This window comes from Streptomyces sp. SPB074, from assembly GCF_000154905.1.
Lineage (GTDB): Bacteria > Actinomycetota > Actinomycetes > Streptomycetales > Streptomycetaceae > Streptomyces.
The window spans coordinates 2,309,005-2,310,564 of record NZ_GG770539.1; the positions used below are offsets into that span (position 1 = coordinate 2,309,005).

Consider the following 1,560-nt stretch of genomic DNA (forward strand, 5'->3'; position numbering starts at 1 on the left):
TACGGGCGTGTCCGCACCGTCCGTACCGCCCGCGTCGTCCCGTGCCCCTACGCCGTCTTCTCCGTCTGTGAGAGCGGGGCCGCGATGTCCTCCAGGCCGCGGCCCTCCGCGTCGACCGCGAGGAAGGCCGCGACGAGGCCCGCCGCGCACATGAGGCCCGCGCCGATGGAGAAGGCGAGGGCGGTGTCGGCGCGGACGCCGGACTCGGTGAGGTCGGCGAAGACGAGCGGGCCCGAGATGCCCCCGGCCGCCGTGCCGATCGCGTAGAAGAAGGCGATCGCCATCGCGCGGGTCTCCATCGGGAAGACCTCCGAGACGGTCAGGTACGCGCTGGAGGCGCCCGCCGAGGCGAAGAAGAGGACGACGCACCAGCAGGCCGTCAGCGTCGTCGCGTTGAGCGAGCCGCGGTCGAAGAGCCATGCCGTGATGAAGAGCAGGATGCCCGGCAGGATGTACGTGCCCGCGATCATGACGCGGCGGCCGATCGTGTCGAAGAGCTTGCCGAGGACGAGCGGGCCGATGAAGTTGCCCGCGGCGATGACGGCGAAGTAGTAGCCGGTGTGGCCGCTCTGGACGTCGTAGAACTTCGTGAGGATCGCGCCGAAGCCGAACGTGATCGCGTTGTAGAGGAACGCCTGCCCGATGAAGAGGGAGAGGCCGAGCACGGCGCGCTTGGGGTAGTGGGCGAAGACGGTCTTGGCGATGAGGCCGAAGCCGACGCTCTTGCGCTCGTGGATCGTGATGTCGCCCGCCGGGGGCGGCAGTTTCTCGCCCTTCTCGGCCTCGACGCCCTTCTCGACGTCGGAGACCAGTCCCTCCGCCTCGTCGCCGTGCCCGTGGATGAACTGCCAGCGCGGGCTTTCGGGGACGTGTCGCCGCACGAGGAGGATCACGAGGCCGAGGACGACGCCGAGCGCGAAGGTGAGGCGCCAGCCGATGTCCTTGGGGAAGATGCCGGTGTCGAGCGCGAGGATCGAGAGCAGGGCGCCGCCGATCGCGCCGAGCCAGTAGCTGCCGTTGATGATGAGGTCCACGCGGCCCCGGTACTTCGAGGGGATCAGCTCGTCGATCGCGGAGTTGATCGCCGCGTACTCACCGCCGATGCCGAAGCCCGTCAGGAAGCGGAAGACGAAGAACCACCACGGCGAGAAGGACAGCGCGGTCATCGCGGTCGCGCCGAGGTAGACGGCGAGCGTCACCATGAAGAGCTTCTTGCGGCCGAACTTGTCCGTCAGCCAGCCGAAGAAGAGCGCCCCGGAGCAGGCGCCCGCGACGTAGAGCGCCGCGCCGAGCCCGGTGACCTGCGCGGACGTGATGGGCAGGCCCGAGCCGGGCTCGGAGAGCCGGCCCGCGATGTTGCCGACCGTCGTCACTTCGAGACCGTCGAGAATCCACACGGTGCCGAGGCCGATGACGATCATCCAGTGCCAGCGGGACCAGGGCAGGCGGTCGAGGCGGGCGGGCACGGAGGTGGTGATCGTGCCCGTCCCGGAGTGCCCGGGGGCCGCGATGGCGGCCACGTCGTCCGGTTCCCCGGACGCCCGCTCCTCGGAAGGCTGA

The 1,560-nt window shown here is 69.9% G+C and carries 1 protein-coding gene; it reads right to left on the reverse strand.

The window, feature by feature from the left end:
* Positions 1-47 precede the first annotated feature (47 nt).
* On the reverse strand, positions 48-1,560 hold a 1,513-nt coding region (locus tag SSBG_RS09355; protein WP_037869334.1), incomplete at its 5' end, for an MFS transporter.